Source organism: Haloparvum sedimenti (genome assembly GCF_001462205.1).
GTDB lineage: Archaea > Halobacteriota > Halobacteria > Halobacteriales > Haloferacaceae > Haloparvum > Haloparvum sedimenti.
In genome coordinates this window covers 8302-32048 of record NZ_LKIR01000008.1, presented here as the reverse complement: position 1 = coordinate 32048, position 23747 = coordinate 8302, and the positions used below count along the sequence as shown (strand labels likewise).

Here is a 23747-nt window from a genome sequence, read left to right as displayed (position 1 = left end):
TACGGAGAGCCGGCTGGGGCTTTCGAGGTGTTGCTGACCAGATCAGCAGGATCTGCAGCAGAACCAGATCAGTAGTACGGAGAGCCGGCTGGGGCTTTTGAGGTGTTGCTGACCAGATCAGCAGGATCTGCAGCAGAACCAGACACGACAGTAGAACCCCCGTCTCACACGTCGTTCGCGGGCATCGTCAGCTGCTTCCGGTACGCGGAGAACCCCAGTTTCTCGTAGAAGGCGAGCGCGCACTCGTTGTCGACATCGACATCGAGCCGGAGCTCCGAGCAGCCCGCCTCGTGGGCGTCGGCCGCGGCGCGCTCCACGAGACGCCGCGCGAGCCCGGAGCCGCGGTGCGGTTCCGCGACGTAGATGTCGCCGACCACGAGCCGGTCCGGTCTGTCGAACACGTCGGGACAGGCGTCGACGCTGGTCAGCACGAACCCGGTGAGGTCGGCGTTCGCGGGGAGTTCTCCGTCGCCGGTGTCCGTCTCCGTCCACCCCTCATCGACCGCGACCCACCCGCGGCGGTCCTCCTCCGCGAGCAGGTCGCGGTGGAAGGCGACGTTCTCCGCGATGAGCTCCTCGTCCGGACGGTCCGCGAGCGCGTGCGCCTCGACCGCCGCGGCCAGATCCCGGTGATACGGGAGCCACAGCTCCTCGGCGAACCGCCCGAGCGCGTCGTCCGTGACGGGGAGGCGCCTGATCTCCATGGTCGGAGCCGGCCCGCCGTTCATCTTTCTACAAGCGGGAAACCCCGCCGTTTACGGCGGGGAGGAACGCGACACGGTGAGAAAACAACCGCTGTTCGGTGGCCGACCGACTCCCCACACCAAACGTAACCTATATGAATGTAAGGTGCTACATATGAAATATGGCGGAGGTGCGTCGCACGGCCGTCGTCAAACTCGATATGGACGACAGCGACGCGACTCTCCTCCACGAAACCGTCGAGGAGTACCTGTGGGCGTGCAACTACGCCGTCCGAGACGCGTGGCAGGACGACTACAAGCCCACCTCGAAAACCAAACTCCACGACCGGACGTACTCCGACGTGCGCGAACAGACACGGCTTCAAGCCAACCTCGTTCAATCCGCACGCAACAAAGCCGCCGAAGCCATCAAGGGCGTCGTCTCCCGCTGGCAGAACGGCAAGAAGGCGTCACAACCACACTTCACGACGCCATCCGTCAGATACGACAAACGGAGCGCGACGTTCCACAACGACCGCGTATCCCTCTCCACGGTGAACGGACGTATCGAAGCCGAATACGTCCTTCCACCAGAGGGAGACAACCCGCACACGAAGTACCTCCGCGACGACGACTACGAGGTCACGGGTGCGACGCTTCAGTACCGCGACGCGACGGACACCTTTTTCCTCCACATCGGAACGAAGGCCGACGTGGAGTCCGAGATACCGAACGAAGGCGACGCCGAGAACAGCACAGTCCTCGGCGTGGACCTCGGTATCGAACAGATTGCCGTCACGTCAACCGGAATGTTCTGGAGCGGCGGCTACCTCAATCACCGCCGTCGGGAGTACGAGCGGGTCCGTGGCGACCTTCAACGGACAGGCACGGAATCAGCCCATCGGACCATCGAACGGCTGGGAGACCGAGAGACACGGTGGGTAGAGGACTACCTACACCGTATCTCGAAAGCAATCGTCCAAGAAGCCGTCGCGCACGGGTGCGACCGGATAGCCTTCGAGGAGTTAACGGACATCCGCGACCGGATGCCGGGCGCAAAGAAGTTCCATGCGTGGGCGTTCCGCCGCTTGTACGACTACACGGCGTACAAGGCCAAAGCGGAGGGTATCGACGCCACGCAGGTAGACCCGGCGTACACGTCGAAGCGTTGCTCGAAGTGCGGGACGACGCTGGACGAGAACCGTCCGTCGCAAGCGAAGTTCTGTTGCCAGAAGTGTGGCTACGAGGTCAATGCAGACTACAACGCAGCGAAGAACATCGGGTTTCGGCTACTCCGTGCGGGGCAAAAGTCTCCGCACGGAGGGGCGACACGTCACCTCGCCCTGAAGTCGGGGACGCTGAACGTGAACGGCGGCTACTCGCCTGCCACCCAGTAGGGTCGGCCAGAACGGGAGTCCACCGACAAGCTCCGCCCTTTAGGGCGGAGAAGGTGACAAATGCTTGCGGGACGCGTGCGAGGGCCTCTCACCCGGATCCGGCGGAGACGAAACCTTCAAACGCCGCTCGGGCGAACCGTACCCCATGGAACTGCGGGTCATCGAGAAAACCGAGGAGGAGCTCCGTCTGGAGATCGCGGGCGAGGACCACACCTTCATGAACGTGCTGAAGGGCGCGCTGCTGGAGACCGACGACGTGGCGGCCGCGACCTACGACGTCAACCCCGAGCAGTCGGGCGGCCAGACGGACCCGATCCTCACCGTGAAGACGGAGTCCGGCGACCCCCTCGACGCCGTTGGCACGGCGACCGAGGCGATCAACGAGAAGACGACCGCGCTCGCGGACGCCGTCAAGGCGGCCTGAGCGCGCCACGGACGACGCCGAGGCCGGGAACCGGTCGACCCTGGACCGTCGATCAGTGGACTGCCGACCGCGAACCGGAGCACCGATTTCTGTCGACCGTCGCCGAGCTTCCGAGTGACGACGCCCGACTCACGACGCCCGACTCGCGGCGCTGCGGCTGGCGGGCGTTCCCGTCCGGGCGAAAAAATCCGCCGCGAGAACCGCGTCCGCGGCCGCGACCGACTATCGCCAGTCGGCCGCGGGAACCACGTCCGCGTCCGCGACCGTGAGCCAGCGCGTCGTCCGGCGCTCCGGCTCGCGGTCCGCCTCGTAGAACGTCCACTCCTCGTCGCCGTTCGGACCCTCGGCTCGCTGGCAGACGAGCGGCGAGTCGTCCTCGCCGGGTGCTCGCCGCGGCGGTGCCCCGCTGCCGACAGGTCCTCCGGACTGCGTGGTGGACATGTGTATCCGATGGTTGAACGTCGGGGTAAAAAGGTGGTCCGATCCGATTATCAGGTGTGGATCCCAGGAGGGCGGCCGGATCGGGGCGGGGTTCGCGACGGTGTCTCGGCCGTTCGAAGCGCCGGATATCCGGCCGGTCAGAGCCGAACGGGCACGCCGCGCTCGTCGAGGTACTCCTTGACCTCCGCGATGGTGTACTCGCCGTAGTGGAAGATGGAGGCGGCCAGCGCGGCGTCCGCGCCGCCCTCCTCGAACACCTCGTAGACGTGCTCGGGGCCGCCACAGCCCGAGGAGGCGATGACCGGCGTCGAGACGGCCTCGGAGACCGCCCGGATGAGCGGCACGTCGTAGCCGTCCTTCGTCCCGTCGCGGTCGATGGAGTTGACGAACAGTTCGCCCGCGCCGCGCGCCTCGGCCTCCGCGGCCCACGCGACCGCGTCGATGCCGGTCCCCTCGCGGCCACCCTTCTTGGTGCACTCGAACCAGACGTCCTCGCCGTCGACCTCGACGTAGTGCTCGCCCTCGTCGTCGTACCGCCGGCGCGCGTCCACGGAGATGACGATACACTGCGAGCCGAACGCGGCCGCGCCCTCCTCGATGAGTTCAGGGCGCTCCAGCGCGCCGGTGGTGATCGACACCTTGTCCGCGCCCGCGCGGAGGGTCTCCTTGATGTCCGCCTTCGTCCGGATACCGCCCCCGACCGTCAGGGGGATGAAGCACTCGTCGGCGACCGCGGAGACCACGTCGAGCATCGTCTCGCGCCCCTCCGCGCTCGCGGTGATGTCGAGGAAGACGAACTCGTCGGCGCCCGACTCGTTGTACTTCTCGGCCAGCTCCACCGGGTCGCCGGTGTACTCCAGGTTCTCGAAGTTGACGCCCGTGTAGACGGCCGCGTTCCCGTCCTCGTCGAGGTCCACGTCGATACAGGGGATGATCCGCTTCGTGAGGCCCATTCGTTGGGAGGATTTCGCGCCGCGGGCTACAAAAAGGGCGCGACGCCGCGGTCGGATCGGGAGTCCTTTTGTACCGGGCGCACGGATCGAGACCCATGGCAGACCACTCGCACGAGCCCGACCCGGACAAGCGCGTAACCGCACCGATGCAGGAGTTCGGCGGCCGCGAGGTCGGGATCGGCCTCGTCGTCCTCCTCGTCGGCCTCACGGTCGCGTACGGCGTCCCGCTGCTGCTCGGCTGACGACGGTCGAAGACGGTGAATCCGGGCTGAACCGCCTCTTACTCCACGGTGACGCTCTTCGCGAGGTTCCGCGGCTTGTCTATTGATCGCCCCTTCTCGTTGGCGACGTGATAGGCGAACAGCTGGAAGTAGACGTTCGCCACGAGCGGTTCGACGATGCCCGCCTCGGGGACGGCGAACGCCTCGTCGAGCGCATCCGCCTTCTCGCCCGCCGAGACCGCACCGAGCGCGGGCGCGCCGCGCGTCTGCGCCTCGGTGACGTTGTTCATCGTCTCCCGGGGCTTCGCGCCGTCCGTCAGCACCGCGAGGACGGGCGTCTCCGGCGTCACCAGCGCGAGGGGACCGTGTTTCAGCTCGCCGGCCGCGAACCCCTCCGCGTGGTCGTAGGAGATCTCCTTCAGCTTCAGCGCCCCCTCGAGCGCGACCGGGACGCCGAGCTCGCGGCCGACGAAGAAGAACGCCTCCGAATCGCCGTACTCGCGGGCGGCCGCCTTCACCGCGTCCTCGGCGTCGAGCGCCTGCTGGACCGCGCCGGGCAGCCCGCGGAGGTTCTCGACGGCGGTGCGGGCCCGCGCGGCCGACATGGCGTCGCGCCCGCGACCGAGCGCGACCGCGAGCATGGCCAGCGTCGTCACCTGCGAGGCGAACGTCTTGGTCGCCGCGACGCCGATCTCCGGGCCCGCCCGGATGAACACCGCGTCATCGACCTCGCGTGTGATAGTGCTACCGAGCGTGTTCGTCACCGCGAGCGTCCGCGCGCCGGCGGCCGCGGCGCGCCGGATCGCCCCCAGCGTGTCGGCCGTCTCCCCGCTCTGCGTGACCGCGATCGTCAGCGTGCGGTGAGGGTCGCGCCCGCCGCCGAACTCGTACTCGCTCGCGATCTCCACCGTCGTCCGCACGTCGGCGAACTCCTCGATCAGCTCGGCCGCGTACCGGCCCGCGTAGTAGGAGGTGCCACAGGCGACGATCTGCACCTCGTCGAGGCTGTTGAGGAACGGCTCGGGGAACTCGACGTCGAGGTCGACCGCGCCGCGGTCGGCGTCTAACCGCCCCGAGATGGCCTGTCTGAGGGCGGTCGGCTGCTCGTGGATCTCCTTGCGCATGTAGTGCTCGTAGCCCGCCTTCTCGGCGGCGTCGGCCTCCCACTCGACCGTCTCGACCGGGCGGTCGACGGCCTCGCCGTCGTGGAACACGTCGACGCGTCCCGGCTCCAGGACCGCCACGTCGCCGTCCTCCAGGTACGTCACGTCGCGCGTGTGGTCGAGGAACGCCGTCACGTCGCTGCCGACGAACGACGCGCCGTCGCCGTGGCCGACCACGAGCGGACTGTCCTGTCGCGCGACGACGATGCGCTCGGCGGCCTCGTGGACCGCACAGATCGCGTAGCTCCCCTCCAGCCGGTCGTCGATGCGCTCGACCGCGGTCCGGAGGTCCGCGCCCGCCGCCAGTTCCTCCTCGATCAGGTGCGGGATGACTTCGGTGTCCGTGCCGCTCGTGAACGCGTGGTCGGACAGCTCCGCCTTGAGCGTCTCGTGGTTCTCGACGATGCCGTTGTGGACGACCGCGACCGACCCCTCGCAGTCGGTGTGGGGGTGCGCGTTCGCGTCCGTCGGCGGCCCGTGCGTGCTCCAGCGCGTGTGGCCGATCCCGCAGGTGGCCTCGGAGTCGGGCACGTCGAGGTTCGCGACCTCGCCCGACCGCTTCGTGACAGTGAGGCCCTCGGCGCCCGCCCGCTTCTCACCCGCCCGCTCCTCGCCCGCGTCCGCCGCGCCGTCGACGAGCGCGATCCCCGCGGAGTCGTAGCCGCGGTACTCCAGGTTCTCCAGGCCGCGGTAGACGATGGGGCCCGCCGCCTCGTCGCCGACGTAGCCGATGATCCCGCACATGCTTACCCCCTCCTGACGACCGCGCCGGTCTCGATCCGACCGTCGAGCGCGACCCCCGGATCGACCGTCGCGTCGTCGCCGATCACGGTGCCGGCGTCGAGGGTCGCGCCGCCGCCGACCGTCGCGTTGTCGCCGACGACGCCGCCGAGTCGCACGTCCTCATGGGCCTCGCCGTCGACGATCACCGTCGCCGTGCCGCCCGCGACGGTCACGTTCGCGCCGATCCGCGCGTTGCCGGCGACGATCGCGTCCCGCACTACGGCGCCCGGCTCGATGACCGCGTCCGGGAGGACGACGGCGTTCTCGACCACCGCGTTCGCGCCGACGTGGACGTTCCGTCCCAGCGCCGTGCTCCCGCCGACGACCGCGCCCGGGCCGAGACGCACGTCCGCACCGACGACCACGTCGTCCGCGACCGCCGCGTGGGTGGGCTCGTCGCCGGTCCGTCCGTCGGCGGCAACGGCACCGGCAGCGACGGCACCGGCGGCCCCGTCCGCGCCGGCGGCACCGACGAGAGAGGCGTTCACCGCGAGCAGGTCCCAGAGGTGAGAGACGTCGTACCAGTCGCCGTGGTACTCGACCGCTTCGATCGGCGATTCGTGCGCGAGCCGGTCGAGCGTGTCCGTGATCCCGAGCTCGCCCGCCGGCGACGTGTCGCGGACCGCGTCGAAGATCGCGGCCGAGAATCCGTAGACGCCGGCGTTTATCCGGCCGGCCGCGACCGGCGCCTCCGGCTTCTCCTCGACGCCGACGACGCGCCCCCCTTCGAGGCTGACGACGCCGTACTCGCGCGGGTGCTCCACGTCGGTTACCGCCATCACGGGCGTCCGCCCGTCGACGGTCGCATCGCGGACCTCGCGGACGATCGACCCGTCCACGATCCGGTCGCCGTTGAGGACGACGAACCGGTCGCCGACCGCCGCTTGGGCCTGCAACACGGCGTGGCCGGTACCGAGCTGATGGGACTGCTCGACGTACTCGATCTCGAGGTCCCACTCTCGGCCGTCGCCGAAGTGGTTTCGAATGCGCTCGCCGCGATAGCCGACGACGAGCACCACGCGGTCGATGCCGGCGTCGGCGACCGCCTCCACGACGTACTCCAGAATTGGCCGGTTCGCCACGGGGAGCATCGGCTTCGGCCGCCGGTTCGTCAGCGGCGCGAGCCGGCGCCCCTCGCCCGCCGCGAGAACGACGGCGGTGACGGGTTCGCTGGTCATGGCCGATGGTGACTCCGTCCGCCGATAAATCCACCGTCGTCGACTGCCTCACGCGATGGCCGCTTCGGGAACTTCGCCGGGGCGACGTTCCGCGGAGAGGCGGCGTTCCCCGACGCCGTCTTCGAGGGCGAGGCGCGGTTCGCCGACGCCAGCTTCGAGGGCGAGGCGCGGTTCGCCGACGCCAGCTTCGAGGGGACCGCCGCGTTCGACGGCGTCGAGTTCGAGTCCACGGTCGACTTCTCCGGGGCGTCGTTCCGGGCGGCGGCCTCGTTCGAGAAGGTGCTGTTCCACGAGGTCACGACGTTCGCTGACGCGCGGTTCCGGGACGGCGCGAGCTTTCGAGCCGCGCAGTTCGAGGCGACCGCGAACATGCACGAGGAGGACGCCGACTTCGGCGGCGCCGTCTTCGAGGCGGGGGCCGACTTCGGTCGCGTCACCTTCGCGTACGCGAACTTCCGAGGGACGACCTTCGGCGAGGCGGCGACGTTCGTCGGGGTGACGGTCCACGAGAGCGCGGCGTTCCGGCCCGAAGCGGGCGAACACGGGGAGACGCTGGTGGACCTCCGCGACGCCGCGGTCGGTGGCGGGACGATGGGGCAGCCCGAAGCCGGCAGCGCCTTCTACGACCTCACCGACGCGGTCGTGGGGTCGGTCACGCTCGACCACTCCGACAGCGCCCACCCGCTCTTCGACCATTTCCGGTTCTGTAACACCGACTTCGAGGGGTTCGACTTCAGCGCACACAAGGCGCACCTCGCGGAGAACGGGTGGTCGATCCACGAGTTCGCGGCCGGCGACGCGGTCATCCCGGAGGGGAGCGTCGCCGCCATCGACAACCCCGCGACGCTGGAGAACACCTACCTGAAGGCGAAGAACTGCGCCAGTGACTACGGGGACCGCAAGGCCGCCGCCGAGTTCTTCATCCGCGAGATGATCTACCGGCGCAAGAAGAACTGGAAGATCGCGGCGGGCTACGACGTGGCCGAGAACGCCAACCTCGCGACCCACGACGCCATCGACGCCGTCGACGCGTTCGTCCCGTGGGACGGCGACGCCGAGGATGCCTCCGACGTTGGACCGCTCGGTCGGATCCGCGCGCTCGGCAAGTGGGCCGGTAACAACGTGCTCTACCAGACCTGCGGCTACGGCGAGCGACTCTGGCGGATCGTCTACATCTCGAGCGTCGCGATCGTCTTCTGGGCGTTGCTGTACACGATCGTCCCCACCGGCGGCGAGGGGTCGACTCTGCGAACCGTCACCAGCGCGTCGGAGTTCGCCACGCCCGACGGGCTCCTCGCGGTCGGCCAGAACATGTACTTCAGCACGGCGACGTTCATCACGCTGGAGTACGTCGGCGCGCCCGGCAGCTCCCTCGCCCGGTGGCTCGCCAGTCTCGAGGCGTACTTCGGCGCGCTGTTGATCGCGCTCGTCGTGTTCGTGCTCGGGAGGCGCGTCGCGTGGTGACGCGTCGCTCGACCGGGTCGCGTCGCGGGGTGGCGGGCCGCTCGTTCGGGCGGCGTCGCGGGGTGGCCGTCCCGTGAGCGACCGCTGCGACTACCGGCTCGAGCCGGCACGCGAGGTCGGCGAGGAGCCGAAAGCCGCGGCCGACCATCACGGGCCCGACGAGGCGTGGGAGTGCCACCGCGAGGCCGTCGGGGGAGCCGACAGGTGTCCGTTCCACCTGTCGCCGGAGCGGCGCCGCGAGGTCGGGGTCGACGACGACGCGCTGCGCGAGCGGTTTCTGGCGGCGGTCCGGGAGGGCGGACGGCGCCGCAAGCAGTTCCTCGGCGCCAGGTTCGAGGGGCTCGACCTGAGCTACCTGATCGTCGAGGGGGCGAACAACCATCCGGTCGACCTGCGCTACGCGACCGTCGACGGTACCGTTGATGTCGAGCGAGCGACAGTGAAACAGTCGGTCGACCTGCGGCACGCGAGCGTGGACGCGATCGCCGGTCGCGACGCCGAACTCGAGGACGCGTGGCTGTTGGACGAGGCGACCGTCGACGCCGTCTCGCTGACCGGGGTGACGTTCGCGGACGACCTGGAGGCGTCCGGCCTCCACGTCGCCGGCGAGGCGACCCTCGACGAGACGCGAGTCGACGGCGACACGTGCTTTCGGCGGGCCCGCTTCGAGGGTCCCGCGAGCTTCCGGGGCGTGGAGTTCCGCGGCGACGCCAACCTCCTCGACGACGATGTCTGTTTCGAGGACGCCGTCTTCGCGGACGACGCGACGTTCCTGAAAGCGGAGTTCCGGTACGCCGACTTCGAGGGGACGACCTTCGAGGCCGACGCCGCCTTCGCGGAGGCGACCTTCGACAGCGACGCCGAGTTCATCGACGTCTCCTTCGGCGGGGCGGCCGACTTCCGGGGCGCGGAGTTCCAGGGCGGCGACAACGTGCTCTCGGACGACGCGGATTTCGAGCGCTCCACGTTCGCCGGGCGAGCGACCTTCACCGCGGCCCGCTTCGCGTTCGCGGACTTCCATGAAGTCGTCTTCGAGGAGGAGGCGACGTTCACCGACGTAGCGTTCGACGGCGACGCCGACTTCCGGGACGTCGAGGCCCGCGCTGGAGTGGACTTCGGCGAGGTCCGCTTCGCCGGCGACGCCGACTTCTCGTCGGTCGTTCTCGAGGAAGCGGCCGACTTCACCGGGGCAGAGTTCCAGGGCGGCGACAACGCCGACGACGAGGACCTCTCGTTCCGGGACGCCGACCTCCGGGGGCCCGTCGACTTCGAGATGGCCCAGTTCCGGTTCGCGACGTTCGCGGACGCCCGGTTCGAGGCGACCGCGGGATTCGCGCACGCGACGTTCGACCGCGAGGTGGTGTTCGACGGGGCGGCGTTCGCCGGAGCGGCGACGTTCGACGAGGGGCGGTTCGACGACGACGCCGACTTCTCGGGGGCGGCGTTCCGCGAGGACGCCTCGTTCCGGGGCGTGGAGTTCCGGGGCGGCGACAACGTCGACGACGAGGACCTCAGCCTCGCCGACGCGACGTTCGAGGGCGAGGCCGACTTCCGGCGAGGCGAGTTCGGCGAGACGACCGCCGTCAACGCGACGTTCGAGAGAGGACTCGTGCTGGTCGGGGCGTCGTTCGGGCACGCGGCCGCCTTCGACGGGGCCGTCTTTGGGGGGCCGGTCGACGCCTCGGGCGTCGCGTTCTCGGGCGGGAACGCGGTCGAGGACGCCGTCTCGTTCGCGGACGCCACCTTCGAGGACCGCGCGGACTTCCACCGGGCGTGGGTCGCGACCGCGACCTTCGCGGGCGTCGTCTTCGAGGATTCCGTGGCGTTCAGGGAGGCGTGGTTCGACGACACGACGACCTTCGAGGGGGCCACCTTCCGGGACCGCGCGGTGTTCCTTCGGAGCCGATTCGACCACGACGCCTGCTTCGCCGACGCCGCCTTCGAGGCGCCGGCGACGTTCCGCGGGAGCGAGTTTCACGGCGGCGAACACGCCGTCGACGACGCAGACTTCCAGGACGCAACGTTCGCGGCCACCGCCGACTTCGATCGGGTGGAGTTCCGCTACGCCCGCTTCGACGGCGTGCAGGTGGCCGCCGAGTTCGGCTTCGAGGAGAGCCGATTCACCGGGACCGCAAGCTTCGAGGAGGTTTCCGTGGGCGGAGACGCGACGTTCTCGGGCGCGGTCTTCGAGCAGGCGGCCGCCTTCGCGGGCGCCGAATTCACCGGCGGCGCGGCGTTCGACCGGATCCGGTTCGACGACGACACCTCGTTCGCCGGCGTCCGCTTCGCCGGAGAGGCGAACTTCAGGGCGACGGAGTTTCGCGGGAAGACGAACCACGAGAACGACGACGCGACGTTCGAGGACGCGGTCTTCGAGCGCGACGCGGCGTTCGCACAGGCCCGGTTCGAGTTCGCCAACTTCACCGGGATCGACGTGCGCGGTGCTGCGAACTTTCAGGACGTCCGCTTCCGGGAGCTGGGCGCGTTCGACCGCGCGACGTTCCACGAGGCGGTCACCTTCGAACGCGCGCGGTTCCAGTACGCCACGTTCGACGGCGTCACCTTCGCGGCGCCCGCCGACTTCGCCCACGTTCGGTTCGACGAGCGCGTCACGATGCGCGCGTCGTGTGCGGCCGGGATGCAGGCGGTCGACATGAGCCACGCGACGCTGGCCGGCGGCCGGATCACCCAGCCCGCGGAGGACCCGCCCGTCTATGACCTGACCGGGGCGACGCTGGGCGAGGTTCGGCTGGCCGGCGACCGTCGGGACCTCTTCGACGAGTTCCGGTTCAAAAACACCACGTTCGAGGACTTCGATTTCACCGACCACAAGGAGTCGCTCGCGCGAAACGACTGGGTGATCCACGAGTGGGCGGCCGCGGAGTCGTCGCGCTTCCCCGACGTGGAACCCATCACCGACCCAGCAGTCCTCGAGAGCACCTACCTCAAGGCCAAGAACGGCGCCGCCGACTTCGGCGACAGAAAGGCCGCCTCGGAGTTCTTCATCAAGGAGATGACCTACCGCCGGCGGAAGAACGCCGCCATCGCGTTCCGGGCGGACGACGACGCGGACGGCGGGGCCGACCCCCTCACCCGACTGTCGGCCGCGGGCAAGTGGGTCGGGAACGGGGTGCTCTATCAGACCTGCGGCTACGGCGAGCGGCTCTGGCGGGTGATCTACATCTCCGCGTTCGCCATCGTCACGTGGGGGTTCCTCTACGCGACGCTGACGCAGGGGACTCGCGGGGCGAGCGACCTCACGACGGACGGCGTCGACAGCCTGCACGCGCTGTTGACGCCGGAGGGGCTCATCATCCTCGGGAAGAACCTCTACTTCAGCATAGTCACGTTCACGACGCTCGGCTACGGCGACATCCAGCCGGTCGGGACGACCGCCCGGACGCTCGCCGGTCTCGAGTCGTTCCTCGGCGCGCTGCTGCTCGCGCTCGTCGTGTTCGTGCTCGGGCGTCGTGTCGCGTGGTAGGCGGTCGACTGCCCCGAATCCTCAAGGAGGAGGACGCCGCGCCCCGGTTCGGGGAGGCGCCGCGACCCGGTCCAGGGTGACGCCGCGACCCGCGTTCAGATCGTGCCGTTCGACCGCCGGTTGCAGTTCGGACAGGCCCACCGGTAGTGCGTCGACCCCGAACTGAGGAGTCCGCCGCTCTCCTCTTTGATCTGGAGATCCCCCCGCCGCTGTGCGCAGTCGGCGTGGAAGTTCATCCCGCACTGGCTGCAGTTCTCCTTGGCACCCGAGTCGCCACAGTACGCGCAGTCCGTCGAGAACAGTCCCATGAGTACAGACAACTGTTGGCATACGTCAGCTAATAAAACTTATTGCGTTGGTAGGATCGGGGGAGACGCACGGGGCGATCGGCGGCCCCCTACGAGTGACGCTCGAGCAGCCGGCGGACCGAGTCCGCGACGCTCTCCTCGGGCTCCCACCCGAGCGTCTCCCGCGCCGCCGAGACGTCGACGCCGAACTCCTCGACCATCGTCTCCGCGCCGCGGGGGTTCTCGACGAGTTCCACGTCGACCGCCGTCCCCAGCAGGTCGCCGGCGGCCTCGCTGACGATCTCCGCGACCGCCATCACGCTCATGTCCTCCGTGCCGGCGATCTCGTAGGTCTCCGTGCCGGTCTCGCCGCGGTCGAGCTGCGCGAGCAGGCGCTCGGCGCTGTCGACGTAGGCCCGCGCCACGTCCTTCACGTGGACGAAGTTGCGCGCCTGCGAGCCCGGCTCGTAGACGGTGAGTGGTTCGTCCGCGAGCGCGCGGTCGGCGAAGAAGTTGATGACGGTGGGCTTGCCGACCTCCGTGCCGTCCACGACGTGCTCGCCGTAGAGGTTCGACTTCAGGAACAGGTGCGCGGGGAACTCGCCGTCCGCGAAGGCCTCGATCGACCGCTCGCCCAGCAGCTTCGTGCGGCCGTACCAGTTGAGGGGGTCGCGGGGCTGGTCGGCGGTGATGGGGAACGACTCCGGGTCCCCGAGCACGGCCATGCTGAACGGGAAGACGAGCGCTGCGCCGGTCTTGCGGCAGAACCACGCGACGTTGTTCGTCCCGGTGACGTTCACCTCGTAGGCCAGGTCGGGGTGCTCCTCGCAGTCGTCGACGCCGCTTATCGCCGCGAGGTGACAGACCACGTCCGCGCCCGCGAGCGCGTCCTCCAGCCGGTCGCGGTTCCTGATGTCGACGTGTGCGACCTCGACGTCGCCGACCGCGTCGACCTGCCCGCGGTACTGATTGTCGAGCGCGGTGACGGTCCAGTCGGGGTGGCGCTCCCGCATCGCGGCCACCACGCGGCTGCCGATGTAGCCGGCCGCGCCCGTGACCGCTATCGTGGGTGCGTCTGCCGATTCCTCGGTCGGTTCCTCGGTCTCCGCCGCTGCGTTCTCGCTCATGAATGGGCCTCCGATTCCTCCCGCGCGACTCCTCGTAACTCCGCGGCCATGTCCCGGATCCCCTCGCGGAGCGTCCACTCGGGTTCGAAGCCGGTCTCCGCGAGCCGGTCGAAGTTCACGTGATAGGAGGGGCCGGGGTGTTCGTCCTCCAGATACGTCACGTCGAGCTCGCGGTCGAGCTCCTCGCGGACGACCTCGGCGATCTCCGCGATCCGGTAGTTCCCCTCGTTCGAGCCGACGTTGTACACCTGCTGGGGCCACGACTCGGGCTCCAGCGCCGCGTGGGCGTACGCGCGCGCCGCGTCGCGGACGTGAATGAAGGGCCGCCAGTTACTCCCGTCTCCGTAGACGGTGAGGGGCCGGCCGGTCAGCCCCCGGAACACGAAGTGGTTCACGACGAGGTTGAACCGGACGCCCGGCGACCAGCCGTAGTTGGTGCTCATCCGGAGCGCGGTGCCGTCGAAGCCGTGGGTCGCCATCGCGTCCGCGAGGAGTTCCTCGCTCTCGACCTTCGAGGCCGCGTAGGGGTTGAGGGGGTTCTGGGCGGTCTCCTCGTCGATGTCGGTGCTCGCCGCGCGGCCGTAGTTGTTACACGAGGAGGCGAGCACGACGTTGTCCACGTCGAACTTGCCGGCGGCCGTGAGCACGTTCTCGGTGCCGTCGCGGTTGACCGCGAACGTCTCCGCCTCGCGGTCGTGGGTCGAGGCCGCGCCCGTGATGGCCGCGAGGTGGACCACCGCGTCCGCGCCGCGGACCGCGCTCTCCACGTCGCCGTACTCGCGCACGTCGCCGCGCCGGAACCGGAGGTCGTCCCGGACGCTCCCCGCGAGGTTGGCCGGGGAGCCGGACGACAGCGAGTCGAGGACGACGACCTCGCCCACGCGCTCGTCGTCGAGCAGGTGCGGGACGAGGACGCTCCCGATGTAGCCGCAGCCGCCCGTGACGAGGACGCGCCGGTCGGCGTCGCCGCCGCCGGCCGCGCGATCCCCCCCGGCGTCACTCATCGGTCAGCACGCCGGGCAGGAACCGGTCCTCGTGGGCCGCGATCCGGTCCTGTTCCTCGACGAGCGTCGCCAGCACGTCGCGGATCCCCTCCTCCAGCGTCTGTCGCTGGCCGCCGACGAGCTCGAGGAACCGCTCGTTCTCCATCTCCATCTTGTGTTCCTCGTCCTCGTCGCGGGGGTTCTCGTAGTGTTTCACGTCCGCGTCGAGGTCGAACTCGTCGCCGACCTCGGCGATGGTCTCCGCGAGCTCCACGATGGCGACCGGCCTCGTCACCTGGTTGTAGATGGTGATCTCGTCGTCGGCCTCGGGGCCTTCCTCGACCAGTCGGACGAGGCTCTCGACGGCGTCCTCCAGGCTCACCATCGGCTTGCGCTGTTCGCCCTTGCCGTAGACGGTTAGGGGGTAGCCGGCGACCGCCTGCGCGCAGAAGCGGTTGACGACGGTGCCGAAGTAGTAGTCGAAGTCGAACCGGGTCGGGCTGTCGTGTGCCCGCGTCTCGGCCGTCTCCGTGCCGTAGACGATGGCGGTCCGGACCTCGCTCATCGGGAAGTCGAACTGCGACTCCGCGAGGCGCATGTTCGCGGCGTCGAACGACTTCGTCTGGTGGTACCAGCTGCCGCCCATCGCCGGGAACGGCACCTCGTCGCTGCCGTCCTTCCGCTCGACCTCCAGCCCGCCCTCCGGGATGGGGAAGTGGGGCGCGCCGTAGATGCCGGTCGTCGTCGTCTCGATGAAGTGGGTGTCCGAGAGCCCGCACTCCGCGAGCCCGTGGAGGAGGTTGAGGTTCATCGAGACGTTGTTGCGCTGCGTGTAGAGCGCGCGCTCGCCGTTGATCGACGAGTAGGGCGCGCTCGGCTGTGCGGCGGCGTGGAGAACGGTGTCCGGCTCGTGGGTCTCCAGCAGCTGGAGCACGAAGTCGCGGTCCGCGAGGTCCCCCTCGACGAGGCTCAGGTTCTCGACGCTCTCGAATCGCTCCGCGGGGTCCTCGACGCGCGTCGCGGAGACGCTGCCCGACTCCGCGACCCACTCGCGGCGCGCGAAGTTGTCGACGCAGACGATGCGTTCGTCGAGTCGGTCCGCCAGACGGAGCGCGGTCGGCCACCCGAGGTAGCCGTCCGCGCCGGTGAGCAGCACGGTCATCGTTACTCGAAACGTGAGTAACCCGGTGTTAAGTCCTTTCCCCTTCCGACCTCAAACGCTATTACGATCGGTTACATATGGTTACACATGCCCGTCGACTTCGAGAGCTATCGGCCAACGGACCTCCCGAACGAAGGGACGAACGGTCGTCGAATCCTGGAGTTCCTCGCCGCGGAACCCGAAACCGGGTACCGACCCGCCGAAATCGCCGAGGAGTTGGATATTCCCCGGGGAAGCGTCGGCACGACGCTCCGGCGGCTGGAGCGGCGCGGACTCGTGCGACACAAGGGACCGTACTGGGCGATCGATCTCGGTGCGTATGACGCCGAGATGGCCAGCGCCGTCGGGCTGGCGTCCGTCGCGGAGACGTTCGAGGGCGATTACTACGACCGCAACCCGGACTGGGACGATGATCTGCCGGCTATCGACGACGAAGATGCGACAGGTACAGGAAACCGCCCGTGAATCGGGACCGAGGAGCGGTGGTCGTTGCGAGCGACCCGTTCGGGAACACGCCCCGACGACCGTACCTACTGATCAGCGATCATGCTCATCCGTTCTCCGAGGAGCAGCGCATCGCACTCGGAATTTCGACGAACGACTATCCTGAGAGCCTTCCGGTCGCGGGGTCCTTCGAGGTCGGGACGCTGAACCGAGAATCGTTCATCGCACCGTGGGCGGTCGTCTCGTTGCGTACCGAGGACATTGATCGCACCGTCGCTCGTGTGACCGACGAACTGGTCGAGAACGCGGTCGAGGCGATGATCGCGTACGTCTCGGACTAACGAGCTACGCCTCCGCGGCCGGTCGGCTCTCGTGGCGCCACAGCAGGTCGAAGTACTGCCACAGCCCGGCGACGAAGGAGGGGTTCTCGGTGACGGCCGCCTGCCGGCGGTGGTTCGGCACGTCCTCCTGTTCGACCATGAACAGCCCGTGGCCGCGCTCGTAGTCGGTGTCGGGGTCGACGAACGTCCCGCGCCAGGGGAGCACGCGCTCGCTGATGCGGACGGTGACCGAGGGGAAGTCGGCCGCCAGTTCCTCGCGGATCGCGGCCTGACGCTCCGCGTTCTCCGCCGAGAGGTGGTCGGGCGCGAGCATCAGCACCTTCACGTCGACGCCGCGGTCGACCGCCTCCCGGAGCGCGGGTCTGACGGCGTCGATGTAGCCGAGGCTCTTCGTGAGCACGTACGCCTCCCGCTCCGCCTCGCGGAACAGCCGCCGCGTCTCGCGCTCGCTCGGCTCGCCCACGTCCACGACGTGGAACAGGTCCTCGGCCGGGCCGAGCTCGTCCACGTCGCGGTCGCGAACGGGCGCGTACTGCTCCACGAACGCCTCGCGGGTCTCCTCGACCTCGTCCGCAAAGCGCTCGTAGTCGTCACGCCGGTTCCGGATCGCCCGGTCGACGATCTCTTCGGGATCGTGCGGTCGGTACTCCTTCGGCCGGCCGGGGATCACGGTCACGTAGCCAGCCTCGGCCAGCTCGTCGAGCACGCCGTAGATCCGCGCCTTGGGGATCCCGGTCGCCTCCGCCAGCTCAGGCGCGGTCGAGCGACCGAGCAGCAGCAGCTCCGCCAGCGCCCCCTCCTCGTACTCGGTGAGGTCGAGCCGCGAGAGGAACTCGTCGCCGCGTTCGGACATGCTTCCCCGTCCTCGCGTCGGCGGTAAGTACGTGCTGGTCGTCCCCCGAAACGTTTATGTCCCGATGCTGAGTTGGCTTACTCAGAAAATGAGTAACTCCTCATCCTCCGCCGCGGACGACGACGCGCACCTCGATGAAGTCCCCGACGGCGCCGGCTGCACCGAGATCTGGGAGCACCTCTCGGACGGCCGCGACGACGACTGACGCCGGGTTCACCGGAGTCGGCGCACAGATTTCTCTCCCGACGCCACGGACCGCCCTGCGACGCGATACCGATAGCCCCCGCTCGACACGACGACCTTTTCGACGCGACAACTCCCGCTCGACGCTGCACCGGGGACAAAAATCGGCCCGGACGGCGGCCGTCAGTGCTCCTCGAACGGCTGGACGACGACGAACCCGTCGGGTCCGTCGAACCGCATCTGGTAGCGCTCGCCGGACTCCTGCCCGATCATGTCCGAGAGGCTGCGGTTCACCTCCACGTCGGGCGACGTACCGCTCCACGCGACCGTGGCGCTGGGGTCCGTGGAGACGGGCGGCTCGACGACGATGGGGTCGCCGTGGGTCGTGATGGCGACGTAGCCGGGGCCGCTCAGGAAGACGTTGGTGAACCCGCCCGCAAGCGAGCCCGCGAGGCTGTCGATCGTGCTGATCTCGTAGGAGATCCGGTCCTCGAACGCGAGCACGTCCTCTCCGTTGACGGTGATCGCGTCGTCCGCGCCGAGCTCCAGCACCTGTACCTTCTTGCCCCCGTCCGCGAGGTAAGCGTGCCCCTGCCCCTCGATGGCCATCACGGGCGTCCCTTCGCCGGAGGCCGCCTCCTTGAGGAAGCCGGTGATCCCGCCCTCGGCCGAGGCCTTCCCCTTGAACGAGAGGTCCCCGGTGTACGCCACCATCGATCCGGCCTTCGCCATCGCGGTCCCGTCGACCGCAACGTCGAGGGTGTAGCTGTTCTCGAGCTGGAAGCGGTCGTCGGACTCCACGGGGACGTGTTCGGATTTGAACTGGTCGATATCCATCGTGATCACGAGTTGGAGGGCAACTCGACCGGGGGATGGCCCCGCAGCGAAAAGAAGCTACTGGCTGGCTCGCGGCGGTCGTCCGAGACGGTCGGAGGCTCCCACGAGACCCCGGTATTTTGTGTTTCCGTGCGGACGTGGAACCGTGTCCGAGGGGAAGTTCGACGCGGGTGACGCCGTTCTCGTCGAGTTCGAGGATGGCGAGCGGGTCAAAGGGACGATACGCGAACGGACGAAGACGCACGCGACGATCGACGTGGAGAAACGGTTCGACAGCGAGCGCCTCCCGACGTTTCCGGCCGACGAAACGCGTGTGATCACGCTCGACCAGGTCCTGCGGGCGCTCTGAGGTGTTCCCGCTTTGGAGTGCCGGTGAACCAGAGCGGGTGGCTTCGCCGCCGGCCGCGCGCGAACGACAGCCGACGGGACCGCGCGGCCGGGGTCAGGGCAAAAACGTAGCGAGGAAGTCGACGAGCCGGTCCAGACGGCGGTTGATCCGGCCGTCCGCGTCCTCGTCGGCTGCTTCGTCGTTCGAGTTCTCGGAACGCTCCCGCTCGCCGGCCTCGGGGATCGAGTCGTCGGCCATACCGGGATTTCGGAGCGGACCTCGAAAACGGTTGTGCGGCCGACGGTGCGTCCCCACTTCGATCCCGGCGCCGGCCGGGCCCTGTCAGTTCGGCGCCGGCCGCTCGTCGAGCGCGAACGAGACCGTCTCCTCGCTCCCGTCCCGCAGCACGCGCGCCTCGAGGTCGTCGCCGGGCGAGGTCTCCAGCGCGAGGTGCCTGGACAGGTCCGCCCGCGTGGCGATCCCGACGCCGTCGAGTCCGACGATGGTGTCGCCGCCGGTGGGCACCGGCATCCCCTCGACCGTCGCCTCGCCGGTGCTGCCCCGAAGGGTCCCGTCAGCCGGGCCGCCGTCCACGACGCTCACGACGTAGACGCCGCGCGCCTCGGGGAGGTCGTTCGCGGCCGCGATCGCCGGGTCCACGCCAGCGACGCCCACTCCCATGTACGCGTGGTCGTAGCTTCCCGCCTCGACGAGTCGGGGAACGACTCGACGAGCGAGCCGCGAGGAGACGCCGAAGCCGAGGTTGTCCGCGCCGGGGACGCGCGCGGTCGCGACCGCGACGGCGTTCCCGTCGAGGTCGACGATCGGGCCGCCGCTGTTGCCGGGGTTCAGCGGCGCGTCCACCTGCACCACGTCCGGGACCGAGAAGTCGTTGGGCGCCGGGATCGTTCTGTTTCGGCCGCTGACGATGCCCGCGGTCGCGCTGCCGTCGAGGCCGAACGGCGCGCCGACCACCAGCACCTCCGCGCCGACGTTCGGCAGGTCCTCACGCAACGGAAGTTCCGGGCCGGGCGGCGGGGACTCGGCTCGGAGCACCGCCAGGTCGCTGTAGGGGTCCGCGCCGACGACCTCGGCGTCGCGCCACGCGCCGTCGGCGTACTGGACGCTCACGCGGTTCGCGGCCGCGATCACGTGCTCGTTCGTGACGAGGTGGCCGCCGTCGACGCGGAACGCCGACCCCTGCCCGCCGCCGGCGTCGGTGTACGTCCGCACGCGGGCGACTGCACCCGAGACGGACTCGTAGGCGCGCTCGAACCGCTGGGTCCCGCCGGGGTCGCTGGCGGGGGCCATACAGCCGGCCGTCGCGGCCGCGGCGGCGCCGACGGCGCCGAGGAAGCCGCGTCGGGTCTGCTCCATGCGCCCGGTTACGGCGGCCGCCGCATAAACGCCCGGACCGCGGCGGTCCGAACGCGGCCGGATCGAGGGTCTGGACCGCGCGGCCGCGACGCCACGGGCTTTTTGCCCGCCGGAGCGAAGGGCGCCCATGACCCTGCACGTCGACCCGCCGGAGCCGCCGACGCTCGTCGCGGTCGACCCCAACCAGTACGAGGACACCACCGTCGGCGGCACCGGCAACGAGGACGCCGCCGACGAGGTGACGGAAGACGAGTACCGCCGCGACGACCTCGAACGATTTCTCCGCGAGGGCGCGTGGGCGGAGGCGTTCGAGCAGTGGGCCGCGACGAGCGACCTCGACGCCGAGGAGTGGCGCATCGTCGAGGAGATGGGGCTCGTCGACCGCTTCGACTTCTTCTGGGACGACTTCGCCGACCGCGTGGGCTACCACGCGCCGGGCATCCCCGAGGACTGGAAGGAGCGCGACCTCCACCCGGAGCTGGACTCGTGGTCGACCGTCTCGGGGATCAACGCCGGGCTGACCGAACTCGGCCAGATCGTCTGCGAGACGTTGAAAGAGGAGTACATCGACTGGGAGGCAGACTACGAGGCGCCGGACGACCTCCCCGACTTCGAGGCCTGACGTGAGGGGGGATAACCTCGATCAGTCGACCGACGACCGCGCCGCGTTCGACGCGCCGCCGATCCCCGCGTTCGACGACGCAGCCGCGGACGCCGCTCGCGCGCGCCAGCAGGAGTTGACGAAGCCGCCGGGGAGCCTCGGCAGACTGGAGGACCTGGCGGTCGCGCTCGCGGGACTCACGGGCGACGCGCGGCCCTCGCTCGCGGAGCCGGCCGTCCTCGTCGCGGCCGCGGACCACGGCGTCGTCGCCGAGGGCGTCTCCGCGTATCCCGGCGACGTGACACGGGCGATGCTGGAGAACTTTGCGAACGACGGCGCGGCGGTCAACGCCCTCGCGGACGTGGTCGACGCGGAGACCGTCCTCGTCGACGCCGGCGTCGACGGCGATCCAGTCCCCGGAGTCAGAAACGAGCGGATCGCCCGCGGGACGGCGAACCTCGCCGACGGGCCGGCGATGACCCGCGCGCAGGCGGTCGCGTCGCTGGAGGCGGGCGTCCGGGTCGCGGAGACGGACCTGGCGACCGCGGACCTCGTCGCGCTCGGCGAGATGGGCATCGGGAACACCACCGTCGCGAGCGCGCTCACGGCCGCCCTCGCGGACGCGGACCCCGAGGCGGTCACGGGCCCCGGAACGGGCGTGGACGAGGAGACGCGCGCCCACAAGGTCGCGGTCGTGGAGCGCGGCCTCTCGGAGAACGGCCTCCGCGATGAGGACGGCCGGCCGACCGAGACCGCGACCGGAACCGTGACCGCGACCGACCCGGTCGAGGTGTTGCGGCGCGTCGGCGGCTTCGAGGTCGGACTGCTCGCGGGCGCGGCGCTCGGCTGCGCGGCCGACCGCACGCCGGTCGTCGTCGACGGCGTCGTCTCCGGCGCCGCGGCGCTCGTGGCGGCCGCGGTCGACGACGCGGTCCGGCCGTACCTCCTCCCCTCCCACGGCGGCGCGGAGCCGGGTCACGCGGTCCAGCTGGCGGCGCTCGGACTCGAGCCCCTGTTCGAGCACGACCTCAGGCTCGGCGAGGGGAGCGGGGCGTGTCTGGCGCTCGCGACCTACCGCGCCGCCTGCGCGACCCACGACGAAATGGCGACGTTCGCGGAGGCGGGGATCGGGTCGGGGTGACTCGGGTCCGGGAGCGGGCCGGAGTGAGCCGGGTCCGGGGAGATAAGTCGTCGAGCGGTCTCCCCGCGACTGCAACTCCGCCGTATTGAAATACGCGGGCGGCGACGCTCGGATATGGAGCAGGTAGACGACCAGTACACCCCCGAGAACGTCGAGTCAGGCGTCTCGGACTACTGGGAGGAACACGACGCCTACGAGGCCGCCAAGGAGGCGCACGCGGACGACCCGCCCTTCTTCTTCGTCGACGGACCGCCGTACACCTCCGGACAGATGCACCTCGGCACGGCGTGGAACAAGACGCTGAAGGACGCGATCATCCGGTACAAGCGGATGACGGGCCACCGCGTCACCGACCGTCCGGGCTACGACATGCACGGGCTCCCCATCGAGGTGAAAGTCGAGGAGGAACTCGGCTTCGACTCCAAGACGGACATCGAGGAGTACGGGATGGAGGCGTTCATCGAGGAGTGCAAGGAGTTCGCCGAGACCAACCGCGAGGCGATGGACGAGGACTTCCAGTCCATCGGCGCGTGGATGGACTGGGAGAACCCCTACAAGACCGTCTCGCCCGAGTACATGGAGTCGGCGTGGTGGGCCTTCTCGCAGGTGGCCGACCGCGGCCTCGTCGAGCGCGGCAAGCGCTCCATCTCGCAGTGTCCTCGCTGCGAGACGGGCCTCGCCAACAACGAGGTCGAGTACGAGGACGTGGAGGACCCCTCCATCTACGTGAAGTTCCCGCTCGCGGACCGCGAGGGGAGCCTCGTCATCTGGACGACGACGCCGTGGACGGTCCCCGCGAACACCTTCGTCGCGGTCGACCCCGACCTCACCTACAACGCCGTCCGCGCCGAGAAGGACGGCGAGGAGGAGGTCCTGTACGTCGCCGAGGCCTGCGTCGAGGACGTGCTACAGGAGGGCCGCTACGAGGACTACACGGTCGAGGCGGAGCTCTCCGGCGAGGAGCTCGTCGGCTGGGCGTACGACCACCCCCTCGCGGACCATCTCGAGGACTACCCCGACTTCGAGGGCGCCGGCGAGGTGTACCCCGCCGACTACGTGGAGGCGGACCGCACTGGCCTCGTCCACTCCGCGCCCGGGCACGGCGAGGAGGACTTCCACCGCGGGCAGGAGCTGGGGCTGGAGATCTTCTGTCCCGTCGGCCCGGACGGCGTCTTCGCGGACGCCGCCGGCGACTACGCGGGCCAGTTCGTCCGCGACGCCAACGAGGAGATCATCGCGGACCTCGTCGCGGAGGGACACATGCTCGCGCACGGCACGGTTCACCACAGCTACGGCCACTGCTGGCGGTGTGACACCGGGATCATCCAGCTGGTCACCGACCAGTGGTTCATCTCCATCACGGACGTGAAAGACGAGCTCCTCGAGAACATGGAGGAGTCGGAGTGGCACCCGCAGTGGGCCCGCGACAACCGCTTCCGGGACTTCATCGAGGACGCGCCGGACTGGAACGTCTCCCGCCAGCGCTACTGGGGCATCCCGATCCCGATCTGGGTGCCCGAGGGCGAGGACCCCGCGGAGATCGACCTCGAGGAGGAGACGGTCGTCGTGAGCACGCGCGAGGAGCTCGCGGACCGCGTCGACCAGGAGATCGACCCCGCGGAGATCGACCTCCACCGCCCCTCGGTGGACGACCTGACGATCACCGAGGACGGGACGACCTACCGCCGCGTCGAGGACGTCTTCGACGTGTGGCTGGACTCCTCGGTCGCCTCGTGGGGCACGCTCGGCTACCCCGGCGAGACGGAGGCGCACGACGAGCTGTGGCCCGCGGACCTCATCGTGGAGGCCCACGACCAGACCCGCGGCTGGTTCTGGTCCCAGCTCGGTATGGGGACGGCCGCGGTTGGCGAGATCCCCTACAAGGAGGTGCT

At 69.5% G+C, this 23747-nt stretch carries 24 protein-coding genes and 1 pseudogene; 12 read left to right on the top strand and 13 right to left on the bottom strand.

Annotated features, from left to right (window positions below; translation table 11 throughout):
• Positions 1-164: 164 nt before the first annotated feature.
• Positions 165-704, bottom strand: a complete 540-nt coding sequence (locus AN233_RS00565) for a GNAT family N-acetyltransferase (protein ID WP_058364935.1) — start codon at positions 702-704, stop codon at positions 165-167.
• A 161-nt stretch (positions 705-865) separates the two neighbouring features.
• On the opposite strand from AN233_RS00565, the gene AN233_RS00560 reads away from it, so the two are divergent.
• Positions 866-2080 (top strand): RNA-guided endonuclease InsQ/TnpB family protein, encoded by a 1215-nt coding sequence (locus AN233_RS00560; protein WP_058364934.1) that lies wholly within the window; start codon positions 866-868, stop codon positions 2078-2080.
• A gap of 145 nt (positions 2081-2225) precedes the next feature.
• A complete protein-coding gene (locus tag AN233_RS00555) occupies positions 2226-2504 on the top strand; it encodes a DNA-directed RNA polymerase subunit L (protein WP_058364933.1) in 279 nt (92 codons plus the stop codon).
• A 222-nt stretch (positions 2505-2726) separates the two neighbouring features.
• Here AN233_RS00555 and AN233_RS00550 read toward each other — a convergent pair whose 3' ends face one another.
• Both AN233_RS00550 and hisF read right to left on the bottom strand, forming a co-directional pair.
• Positions 2727-2945, bottom strand: a complete 219-nt coding sequence (locus tag AN233_RS00550; protein ID WP_058364932.1) for a DUF7511 domain-containing protein — start codon at positions 2943-2945, stop codon at positions 2727-2729.
• A gap of 137 nt (positions 2946-3082) precedes the next feature.
• Positions 3083-3898, bottom strand: coding sequence for an imidazole glycerol phosphate synthase subunit HisF (hisF, locus tag AN233_RS00545; RefSeq protein ID WP_058364931.1), 816 nt, complete (start codon positions 3896-3898; stop codon positions 3083-3085).
• Between the two features lie 95 nt (positions 3899-3993).
• Here hisF and AN233_RS17035 point away from each other — a divergent pair, with 95 nt between their 5' ends.
• Positions 3994-4140 carry a DUF7550 family protein gene (locus AN233_RS17035; RefSeq protein ID WP_176696596.1) on the top strand — a complete coding sequence of 49 codons (147 nt, stop codon included), beginning with the start codon at positions 3994-3996 and terminating at the stop codon, positions 4138-4140.
• 38 nt (positions 4141-4178) lie between these two features.
• On the opposite strand, the gene glmS is transcribed toward AN233_RS17035, so the two are convergent.
• Entirely contained in the window at positions 4179-6026 is a 1848-nt protein-coding gene (glmS, locus tag AN233_RS00540) for a glutamine--fructose-6-phosphate transaminase (isomerizing) (RefSeq protein ID WP_058364930.1), read from the bottom strand.
• A 2-nt stretch (positions 6027-6028) separates the two neighbouring features.
• The gene (glmU, locus tag AN233_RS00535; RefSeq protein WP_058364929.1) at positions 6029-7243 is read right to left on the bottom strand and encodes a bifunctional sugar-1-phosphate nucleotidylyltransferase/acetyltransferase; all 1215 of its coding nucleotides are present in this window, start codon (positions 7241-7243) and stop codon (positions 6029-6031) included.
• A gap of 24 nt (positions 7244-7267) precedes the next feature.
• Here glmU and AN233_RS18340 point away from each other — a divergent pair.
• From AN233_RS18340 to AN233_RS00520, 3 genes and pseudogenes are all read left to right on the top strand, one after another.
• A pseudogene (locus AN233_RS18340) lies at positions 7268-7432 on the top strand (pentapeptide repeat-containing protein); the annotation flags it as partial.
• A gap of 90 nt (positions 7433-7522) precedes the next feature.
• Positions 7523-8707 (top strand): pentapeptide repeat-containing protein, encoded by a 1185-nt coding sequence (locus tag AN233_RS00525; RefSeq protein WP_058364927.1) that lies wholly within the window; start codon positions 7523-7525, stop codon positions 8705-8707.
• Between the two features lie 73 nt (positions 8708-8780).
• Positions 8781-12191 (top strand): pentapeptide repeat-containing protein, encoded by a 3411-nt coding sequence (locus AN233_RS00520; RefSeq protein WP_058364926.1) that lies wholly within the window; start codon positions 8781-8783, stop codon positions 12189-12191.
• Positions 12192-12286: 95 nt separating this feature from the next.
• Here the strand turns inward: AN233_RS00520 and AN233_RS00515 are convergent, their stop codons facing one another.
• From AN233_RS00515 to AN233_RS00500, 4 genes are all read right to left on the bottom strand, one after another.
• The gene (locus tag AN233_RS00515; RefSeq protein WP_058364925.1) at positions 12287-12499 is read right to left on the bottom strand and encodes a hypothetical protein; all 213 of its coding nucleotides are present in this window, start codon (positions 12497-12499) and stop codon (positions 12287-12289) included.
• 89 nt (positions 12500-12588) lie between these two features.
• Positions 12589-13605, bottom strand: a complete 1017-nt coding sequence (locus AN233_RS00510; RefSeq protein WP_058364924.1) for an NAD-dependent epimerase/dehydratase family protein — start codon at positions 13603-13605, stop codon at positions 12589-12591.
• Positions 13602-14609 carry an NAD-dependent epimerase/dehydratase family protein gene (locus tag AN233_RS00505; protein ID WP_058364923.1) on the bottom strand — a complete coding sequence of 336 codons (1008 nt, stop codon included), beginning with the start codon at positions 14607-14609 and terminating at the stop codon, positions 13602-13604. Before AN233_RS00505 ends, AN233_RS00510 begins: the two co-directional genes overlap by 4 nt.
• A complete protein-coding gene (locus tag AN233_RS00500) occupies positions 14602-15750 on the bottom strand; it encodes an NAD-dependent epimerase/dehydratase family protein (RefSeq protein WP_058364922.1) in 1149 nt (382 codons plus the stop codon). The genes AN233_RS00505 and AN233_RS00500 overlap by 8 nt, the downstream gene beginning before the upstream one ends.
• Before the next feature lie 87 nt (positions 15751-15837).
• On the opposite strand from AN233_RS00500, the gene AN233_RS00495 reads away from it, so the two are divergent.
• Together AN233_RS00495 and AN233_RS00490 are read left to right on the top strand one after the other, a co-directional pair.
• Positions 15838-16215, top strand: a complete 378-nt coding sequence (locus AN233_RS00495; protein WP_058364921.1) for a MarR family transcriptional regulator — start codon at positions 15838-15840, stop codon at positions 16213-16215.
• Between the two features lie 17 nt (positions 16216-16232).
• Positions 16233-16535, top strand: coding sequence for a hypothetical protein (locus AN233_RS00490; protein ID WP_245625920.1), 303 nt, complete (start codon positions 16233-16235; stop codon positions 16533-16535).
• A gap of 4 nt (positions 16536-16539) precedes the next feature.
• Here AN233_RS00490 and AN233_RS00485 read toward each other — a convergent pair whose 3' ends face one another.
• Both AN233_RS00485 and AN233_RS00480 read right to left on the bottom strand, forming a co-directional pair.
• The gene (locus AN233_RS00485; RefSeq protein WP_058364919.1) at positions 16540-17388 is read right to left on the bottom strand and encodes a TrmB family transcriptional regulator; all 849 of its coding nucleotides are present in this window, start codon (positions 17386-17388) and stop codon (positions 16540-16542) included.
• Positions 17389-17754: 366 nt separating this feature from the next.
• Positions 17755-18408, bottom strand: coding sequence for an AIM24 family protein (locus AN233_RS00480; RefSeq protein ID WP_058365014.1), 654 nt, complete (start codon positions 18406-18408; stop codon positions 17755-17757).
• Between the two features lie 145 nt (positions 18409-18553).
• On the opposite strand from AN233_RS00480, the gene AN233_RS00475 reads away from it, so the two are divergent.
• Positions 18554-18757 carry a hypothetical protein gene (locus tag AN233_RS00475; RefSeq protein ID WP_058364918.1) on the top strand — a complete coding sequence of 68 codons (204 nt, stop codon included), beginning with the start codon at positions 18554-18556 and terminating at the stop codon, positions 18755-18757.
• A gap of 93 nt (positions 18758-18850) precedes the next feature.
• Here AN233_RS00475 and AN233_RS17030 read toward each other — a convergent pair whose 3' ends face one another.
• A complete protein-coding gene (locus AN233_RS17030; protein ID WP_176696595.1) occupies positions 18851-18994 on the bottom strand; it encodes a hypothetical protein in 144 nt (47 codons plus the stop codon).
• Positions 18995-19078: 84 nt separating this feature from the next.
• A complete protein-coding gene (locus AN233_RS00470; protein WP_058364917.1) occupies positions 19079-20113 on the bottom strand; it encodes a S1C family serine protease in 1035 nt (344 codons plus the stop codon).
• A gap of 127 nt (positions 20114-20240) precedes the next feature.
• Here AN233_RS00470 and AN233_RS00465 point away from each other — a divergent pair, with 127 nt between their 5' ends.
• The 3 genes from AN233_RS00465 to ileS form a co-directional block, all read left to right on the top strand.
• A complete protein-coding gene (locus AN233_RS00465) occupies positions 20241-20735 on the top strand; it encodes a hypothetical protein (RefSeq protein WP_058364916.1) in 495 nt (164 codons plus the stop codon).
• 1 nt (position 20736) lies between these two features.
• Positions 20737-21855, top strand: coding sequence for a nicotinate-nucleotide--dimethylbenzimidazole phosphoribosyltransferase (cobT, locus tag AN233_RS00460; RefSeq protein ID WP_218055029.1), 1119 nt, complete (start codon positions 20737-20739; stop codon positions 21853-21855).
• Positions 21856-21969: 114 nt separating this feature from the next.
• Positions 21970-23747: isoleucine--tRNA ligase (ileS, locus tag AN233_RS17790; RefSeq protein WP_245625918.1), on the top strand; the 1778-nt coding region annotated here is incomplete at its 3' end.

Bases quoted from the DNA above. Each gene is read 5' to 3' on its own strand.
- AN233_RS17035 (WP_176696596.1), top strand. From the start codon at position 3,994: ATGGCAGACCACTCGCACGAGCCCGACCCGGACAAGCGCGTAACCGCA.
- AN233_RS00510 (WP_058364924.1), bottom strand. From the start codon at position 13,605: ATGAGCGAGAACGCAGCGGCGGAGACCGAGGAACCGACCGAGGAATCG.
- AN233_RS00560 (WP_058364934.1), top strand. From the start codon at position 866: ATGGCGGAGGTGCGTCGCACGGCCGTCGTCAAACTCGATATGGACGAC.
- AN233_RS00550 (WP_058364932.1), bottom strand. From the start codon at position 2,945: ATGTCCACCACGCAGTCCGGAGGACCTGTCGGCAGCGGGGCACCGCCG.
- AN233_RS00565 (WP_058364935.1), bottom strand. From the start codon at position 704: ATGGAGATCAGGCGCCTCCCCGTCACGGACGACGCGCTCGGGCGGTTC.
- AN233_RS00470 (WP_058364917.1), bottom strand. From the start codon at position 20,113: ATGGAGCAGACCCGACGCGGCTTCCTCGGCGCCGTCGGCGCCGCCGCG.
- AN233_RS00555 (WP_058364933.1), top strand. From the start codon at position 2,226: ATGGAACTGCGGGTCATCGAGAAAACCGAGGAGGAGCTCCGTCTGGAG.
- AN233_RS00515 (WP_058364925.1), bottom strand. From the start codon at position 12,499: ATGGGACTGTTCTCGACGGACTGCGCGTACTGTGGCGACTCGGGTGCC.
- AN233_RS00485 (WP_058364919.1), bottom strand. From the start codon at position 17,388: ATGTCCGAACGCGGCGACGAGTTCCTCTCGCGGCTCGACCTCACCGAG.
- AN233_RS17030 (WP_176696595.1), bottom strand. From the start codon at position 18,994: ATGGCCGACGACTCGATCCCCGAGGCCGGCGAGCGGGAGCGTTCCGAG.
- glmS (WP_058364930.1), bottom strand. From the start codon at position 6,026: ATGTGCGGGATCATCGGCTACGTCGGCGACGAGGCGGCGGGCCCCATC.
- hisF (WP_058364931.1), bottom strand. From the start codon at position 3,898: ATGGGCCTCACGAAGCGGATCATCCCCTGTATCGACGTGGACCTCGAC.
- AN233_RS00465 (WP_058364916.1), top strand. From the start codon at position 20,241: ATGACCCTGCACGTCGACCCGCCGGAGCCGCCGACGCTCGTCGCGGTC.
- AN233_RS00500 (WP_058364922.1), bottom strand. From the start codon at position 15,750: ATGACCGTGCTGCTCACCGGCGCGGACGGCTACCTCGGGTGGCCGACC.
- AN233_RS00505 (WP_058364923.1), bottom strand. From the start codon at position 14,609: ATGAGTGACGCCGGGGGGGATCGCGCGGCCGGCGGCGGCGACGCCGAC.
- AN233_RS00480 (WP_058365014.1), bottom strand. From the start codon at position 18,408: ATGGATATCGACCAGTTCAAATCCGAACACGTCCCCGTGGAGTCCGAC.
- AN233_RS00495 (WP_058364921.1), top strand. From the start codon at position 15,838: ATGCCCGTCGACTTCGAGAGCTATCGGCCAACGGACCTCCCGAACGAA.
- glmU (WP_058364929.1), bottom strand. From the start codon at position 7,243: ATGACCAGCGAACCCGTCACCGCCGTCGTTCTCGCGGCGGGCGAGGGG.